We start from the raw sequence: 5,684 nt of genomic DNA on the forward strand, positions 1-5,684 counted from the left end.
GGGCAGGCGGTGGCGCTGTCGGCGGTTCTGGGTGGTGCGGGGAGGCGGGACGGTGGGGTGTTGTCCGTGATGTGCGCGATGTCCGCATCCTGTCTAGCGTCCAGGGGGTTCGCGCGGGGGTCAAGGGCGCCTGGACGCACCAAGGGTGAGGGGGTGTGCGTCAAGGGTGTGCGGGTGCGGGGACCGCGCGCGGCGCGGTGCGCTCCCCGGCCCGACGGTTCTGCACGGTGACTCCCCCAGGTGTGCGACCTGACGGACGGCCCGCTGTGCGGCCGACCAGAAATAGCTTAGACCTGAGCTACTTAGCATCAATCCACTTAGGAGGAAGCTTCTTGCTTGCCACGCACCCGACCCGTGCGGATACTCGGCCCATGCATGCGAAATCCCGGCCCGCACACCCCCCTGCGACGGGCGAGGAGGCCCCCGAGGCGCAGGCGCCCGCCCCGGACGCCGTCGACGCGATCATCGGCCAGTGGGCGACGGTCCGCCCCGACCTCGACACCCGCGCCATGGAGGTGTTCGGCCGCGTCTACCGGCTGGCGCGTGTCATGGGCGACCGCATGGAGAAGACGTACAGCCGGTTCGGGATCTCCCGCGGAGAGTTCGACGTCCTGGCCACGCTGCGCCGGGCCGACACGCCGTACACGCTCTCGCCGCGTCAGCTCTCGCAGACGCTCATGCTCACCACCGGCGGCATGACGGGCCGGCTGGACAAGCTGGAGCGCGCCGGGCTGCTGCGGCGCTCCCCCGACCCGCACGACCGGCGCGGCCTCCAGGTGACCCTGACCGAGGAGGGGCTGCGGCTGATCGACGAGGCGGTCGCCGCCGGCCTCGCCGTCCAGACCGAGGCGCTGACCGCCGCCATGGACGCGGAGCGGGCCGAGGAACTCGCCGGGCTGCTGCGGGAGTTGCTCGCCGGAACGGTACGAGCCGGTCAGGAGGGCGGCATCGCATGACCACGGCGGCCGGACCCGACGGGGCGTCCGCGGCGGAGAGCCGAGAGGCCGACCCCGGCGCGGCGGTCGACCTGGAGCTGGTGCGAGCCGCCGCCGAGGTCGCCCGTACCCGCTGCCGGGGCGACAACCACACCATGGCCGCCGCCGCACGCGCCCGCGACGGCCGGATCGTCACGGCCGTCAACGCCTACCACTTCACCGGCGGCCCCTGCGCGGAACTGGTCCTCATCGGCACGGCCGCCGCCCAGGGCGCCTACGAGCTGGACACCGTCGTCGCCGTCGGCGACCGCGACCGCGGCGTCGTACCGCCGTGCGGACGCTGCCGCCAGGTCCTGCTCGACTACTTCCCCACGCTGCGGATCATCGTCGGCGACGGCGACCGGATGCGGGCCGTGCCGGTCGCCGAACTCCTGCCCGAGACGTACGTCTGGGCCGACCACCAGATGGACGACGTCAGCTGAGGGCGCGGCGCAGCGCACTCAGCTCCGCGTCGACCGCCCAGGCGTCGGCGACGGGGCCGAGGTGGGCGAGCTTGTCCGGGTTGAGCACGGCGCGGACCGTGCGGATGCGCCCGTCGCCCACCTCCAGCGCCACGACGTGCAGCACCTTGCCGTCCCGGTCCCGGAAGACGGCGCCCGGACCGGCGTTCACCTCGCACGGCTCGAACGTCACCCCGATCCGCGCCATCAGCGGATACGCCCCCGCCAGCAGCCGCGCCACAGGGTCGGCGCCGACCAGCCCCCGCGCCGGCGGCGTCTTCCCGCCGCCGTCGCCGACCAGCCGGACGTCCGCGGCCAGCACCGAGCGCAGCGCGGCCACGTCACCGTTCTTCAGCGCGTCGAAGAAGCGCCCGGCCAGCTCGGCGCGTTCCCGCTCGTCCGCCGCGAACCGGGGCCTGCCCTCCCGCATGTGCCGCCGTGCCCGGACCAGCAGCTGCCGGCACGCCGTCTCCGACCGGCCCACCGCCGCCGCGACCTCCGCGAAACCGAACGCGAACACGTCCCGCAGCACAAACACCGCCCGCTCCAGCGGGCTGAGCCGCTCCACGAGCAGCAGTGCCGCCGTCGACACCGAGTCGGCCAGTTCCGCCGAGCGCGCCGGGTCCTGGTAGGGGTCGTCGAGCAGCGGCTCGGGCAGCCAGGTCCCGGCGTACTCCTCGCGCCGCACCCGCGCCGAGCGCAGCACGTCGACCGCGATGCGGGTGACGGCGGCCGACAGATAGGACTTCACGGAGACGGGCCGGGTCACGGAGCGGTCGTAGCGCAGCCAGGTCTCCTGCACCGCGTCCTCGGCCTCGCTCACACTGCCGAGAATGCGGTAGGCGATCGAGAACAGCAGCGGGCGCAGCTCCTCGAACTCCTCGGCTTTCCCCACGGATCGGCTCCCTCGCTCGCCATCGATCGGTCTCGATCGGTCTCAAACGGCTCGGTCGGTCCCGACCGGCCTTCATCGGCTTTCGTCGGCCTTGATCGTCTCGATCAGTTTCGATCGGCCGTCGCCTTGATCCGCCGGCCCGGCCTTCGCTCCCGGCCGGCCGGTGCCGGCGGTCCGGTACCGCCGGTCCGGTGCCGGCGGTACCGGTGCCGCGCCCCCGTCGCGGGCCCGGCGTGGCGCCGGGTCAGTCGAACTGCCCGGCCACGTAGTCGCCGGCGCACGGCCGCCGGGTGATGACGTTCAGCCGGTTCGCCACGTTCATGAACGACACCAGCATCACCAGCGCGGCCAGCTGCTCGTCGTCGTAGTGCTCGGCGGCCCGCGCCCACAGCTCGTCGTCGACGCCGGGCGCCCCGTCCGCGATCCGTGTGCCACGCTCGGCCAGTTCCAGCGCGGCCCGCTCGGCCTCGGTGAAGACCGTGGCCTCCCGCCACGCCGCCACCAGGTTCAGCCGGACCGGCGTCTCTCCGGCGGCGAGCGCGTCCTTGGTGTGCATGTCCACGCAGACCGCGCAGCCGTTGATCTGGCTCACCCGCAGCGCCACCAGTTCCGTGGTGGTGGCCGGCAGCGGTGACGCCTTCACGGTCCGGCCCGCGGCCACAAGGTGCCGGAAGGCCTTGCCCGCCGTCTCGGTGGCGAGCAGATCGAGTCGTGCGTCCATCGTGGTTCCTCCGTCGTGTCATGGTCGCCGGATGGCTCACTCACGGGACGAGACGGCCGGCGCCCCTGTGACACGGGCACCGGCGTGATCCACGTCTCATGACGGGCGGGGCCGGGGGCGGTCTCAGCCGACGTGGGCCGCGAGTGCCGCCTCGATGTCCGCCCGGCCGGCGTCGTCCGACGCCCAGGCCACGTATCCGTCGGGGCGGACCAGCAGGGTGGTGCGGCGGGTGCCGGCCCAGTGGGCGACCGTCAGCCGGTCCTTGCGGGCGGGCCCGGCCTCGTACGGCTCCACGCCGCTGTCCGGCGTGATGAGGACGAAGCGACCGCCGCGCAGGGCCTCGTAGAGCCGGCCGCCGCCGGCGAGGGCGACGTCGGGGACGCGGGCACCGACCAGGCGGTGCGCGCCGCGCGGGGCGGGGTAGCGGTAGCCGATGCCGGTGATCTGCCCGACGGCCTTGCGGCGGACCGGTGCCACATGGTCGAAGGCGGTGGTGAGAGCGGCGCGCAGGGCGAGGGTCCAGGGGCGCTTGGCCATCGCCAGCCGGACGATGCCGCCGCTGCTGCGCAGCACCTCCTTGCCGACCGGGTGCCGCTCGGCCTCGTAGGTGTCGAGGAGCGTGTCCTCGGCGTGGCCGTGCAGCACCTGGGCGAGCTTCCAGCCGAGGTTGGCCGCGTCCTGCAGGCCGGTGTTCATACCCTGGCCGCCGGCGGGGGTGTGCACGTGCGCGGCGTCACCGGCGAGGAAGACCCGGCCGACGCGGTACGCGGGTGCCTGGCGTTCGTCGCTGTGGAAGCGGGACATCCAGCGGGCGTCGTGCATGCCGTAGTCACGGCCGAGGGCGAGCCGGGCGATCTCCTTGATCTCCTCCAGGTCGAGGGGCTCGCTGTCGGGCACGTCGCGCCCGCGGTGCCAGCCGATGATCCGGTACCAGCCGTCGCCGAACGGCGCGATGAAGGCGAACGCGTCGCCCACGGTGTTGACGGTGAGCAGATCCTCCGGCTGTTCCGCGAGCCGCACATCGGCCAGCACCACGGAGCGGATCACCGACTGTCCGGGGAACGGCAGCCCGATCGCCTCCCGTACGGCGCTGCGCATGCCGTCGGTGCCGACGACGTACGCGGCGCGCAGCTCCTCCTCGCCGGCGGACGTGCGCACCCGCACCGTGACACCGTCCGCGTCCTGGACGAGGCCGGTCACCTGCGTCTCGTGGCGGAAGACGACCCCGGCCTCGACGGCCCGCCGCTCCAGCGCCTCCTCCACCTCGTACTGCGGGATGACGAGGAGGTGGTTGAAGCGGGAGGGGAGGGTGGCGAGGTCGACGGTGAGGCGGCCGAAGAGGCGCAGGCGCTGCAAGGGGCGGCCGGCCACTTCGAGGCCGTCGGCGAGACCGCGGGCGTCGAGCTGCTCCAGGGTGCGGGCGTGCAGGACGAAGGCGCGGGAGAGGTTGCTGATCTTGTGGGGGCGCTTCTCGACCAGGGTGACCGGGACGCCGGCGGCGGCGAGGTCACCGGCCAGGAGGAGCCCGGTGGGGCCGGAGCCCACGACGATGACGTTGCGACCGGCGGCCGGGTTGCCCTGGGTGCGGGCGATGCCGGTGGAGTTGCTGGTGGCGTTGCTGCTGCCGTTCATCTGGGCCTCCTGTGCCAGCGGTTGTTGGCCAACACCTGTTGACCAACGCTCGTTGACCAACGTAGGGACACTCCGCGGATGTGTCAACACTTGTTGGCCTACATATGTTGGCCTACAGTTGTTGACATGAACGACAGCAAGCCCCGCAGCAAGTCCGGCACCGACTCCGACAGCACCTCCGGCACCCGTTCCGGCGCCAAGACCGGCGCCACGACGGGCGCCGCACAGGGCGGAGGCAGGTCGCGCGGCAAACGCACGCCCCCCGCCTCCAGCTCCGCCGCCGCCCCCGCCCGTCGTTCCGACGCCACCCGCGCCGCGATCCTCGACGCGGCCCGCGAGCGTTTCGCGGCCGACGGCTACGAGCGCGCCACCATCCGCGCCATCGCCAGGGACGCGGGCATCGACCCGTCGATGGTGATGCGCTACTACGGCAACAAGGAGGGCCTCTTCGCCGCGGCGGTCTCCGTCGATCTGAAGATCCCCGATCTGGCCTCCGTGCCCCGGGACCGCATCGGGGCCACGCTCGTGGCCCACTTCCTCACCCTGTGGGAGGAGAACGAGCAGCTCACCGCGCTCCTCAGGGTCGGCACCGCCGACGCGGCCGGCGCCGAGCGGCTACAGGACGTGCTGCGTGAACAGTTGCTGCCCGTCGTCCGCGCCACCTGCCCCGACCCCGAGCAGATCCGCATGCGCGCCGCGCTCGTCGTGACGCAGACACTGGGGCTCGCCCTCACCCGCCATGTGCTGCGCCTGCCGCCGGTCACCGAACTGACCCGCGACGAACTCGTGGCCTGGCTGGGCCCCACGCTCCAGCGCTACCTCACCGCCCCGCACAGCGCCTGGCCGGAGGCCTGAACCGGCGGCTCACCCGAGCCGCCGGCACCGGCCACCACCCGGCCGCAATCCCGGCCGGGCCGAGCCCTTTCGCGTCCCGGACCGACCCCCGACCACCACCGGAGCCGGACGCCGCCGAGCCCCCGGCCGCCCCTCCGCCCCTGGAC

Annotated in this window: 6 protein-coding genes; 3 read left to right on the forward strand and 3 right to left on the reverse strand. The window is 73.5% G+C overall.

Features of this window, described 5'->3' with window-relative positions:
- Positions 1–371 precede the first annotated feature (371 nt).
- Positions 372–956: a MarR family winged helix-turn-helix transcriptional regulator gene (locus tag MTQ10_RS27160; protein WP_247472883.1), complete on the forward strand. Its 585-nt coding sequence runs from the start codon at positions 372–374 to the stop codon at positions 954–956.
- A complete protein-coding gene (locus MTQ10_RS27165; protein WP_247472884.1) occupies positions 953–1,417 on the forward strand; it encodes a cytidine deaminase in 465 nt (154 codons plus the stop codon). Before MTQ10_RS27160 ends, MTQ10_RS27165 begins: the two co-directional genes overlap by 4 nt.
- Here MTQ10_RS27165 and MTQ10_RS27170 read toward each other — a convergent pair.
- The 3 genes from MTQ10_RS27170 to MTQ10_RS27180 all read right to left on the reverse strand — a co-directional run bounded on the left by MTQ10_RS27170 (position 1,410) and on the right by MTQ10_RS27180 (position 4,683).
- Positions 1,410–2,330, reverse strand: a complete 921-nt coding sequence (locus MTQ10_RS27170; protein ID WP_247472886.1) for an RNA polymerase sigma-70 factor — start codon at positions 2,328–2,330, stop codon at positions 1,410–1,412. The two genes, MTQ10_RS27165 and MTQ10_RS27170, sit on opposite strands and share 8 nt — an antisense overlap.
- Positions 2,331–2,574: 244 nt before the next feature.
- Positions 2,575–3,051: a carboxymuconolactone decarboxylase family protein gene (locus MTQ10_RS27175; protein ID WP_247472887.1), complete on the reverse strand. Its 477-nt coding sequence runs from the start codon at positions 3,049–3,051 to the stop codon at positions 2,575–2,577.
- Between the two features lie 123 nt (positions 3,052–3,174).
- A complete protein-coding gene (locus MTQ10_RS27180; RefSeq protein WP_247472889.1) occupies positions 3,175–4,683 on the reverse strand; it encodes an FAD-dependent monooxygenase in 1,509 nt (502 codons plus the stop codon).
- Positions 4,684–4,809: 126 nt separating this feature from the next.
- On the opposite strand from MTQ10_RS27180, the gene MTQ10_RS27185 reads away from it, so the two are divergent.
- Positions 4,810–5,538 (forward strand): TetR/AcrR family transcriptional regulator, encoded by a 729-nt coding sequence (locus MTQ10_RS27185; protein WP_282612650.1) that lies wholly within the window; start codon positions 4,810–4,812, stop codon positions 5,536–5,538.
- Positions 5,539–5,684: the final 146 nt, after the last annotated feature.

It is taken from the genome of Streptomyces sp. XM83C, assembly GCF_023072675.1.
Lineage (GTDB): Bacteria > Actinomycetota > Actinomycetes > Streptomycetales > Streptomycetaceae > Streptomyces > Streptomyces thermocoprophilus.

What these genes read in the sequence shown, in the direction of transcription:
- MTQ10_RS27160 (WP_247472883.1), top strand. Translation starts at nt 372, where the DNA reads ATGCATGCGAAATCCCGGCCCGCACACCCCCCTGCGACGGGCGAGGAG.
- MTQ10_RS27165 (WP_247472884.1), top strand. Translation starts at nt 953, where the DNA reads ATGACCACGGCGGCCGGACCCGACGGGGCGTCCGCGGCGGAGAGCCGA.
- MTQ10_RS27175 (WP_247472887.1), bottom strand. Translation starts at nt 3,051, where the DNA reads ATGGACGCACGACTCGATCTGCTCGCCACCGAGACGGCGGGCAAGGCC.
- MTQ10_RS27180 (WP_247472889.1), bottom strand. Translation starts at nt 4,683, where the DNA reads ATGAACGGCAGCAGCAACGCCACCAGCAACTCCACCGGCATCGCCCGC.
- MTQ10_RS27185 (WP_282612650.1), top strand. Translation starts at nt 4,810, where the DNA reads ATGAACGACAGCAAGCCCCGCAGCAAGTCCGGCACCGACTCCGACAGC.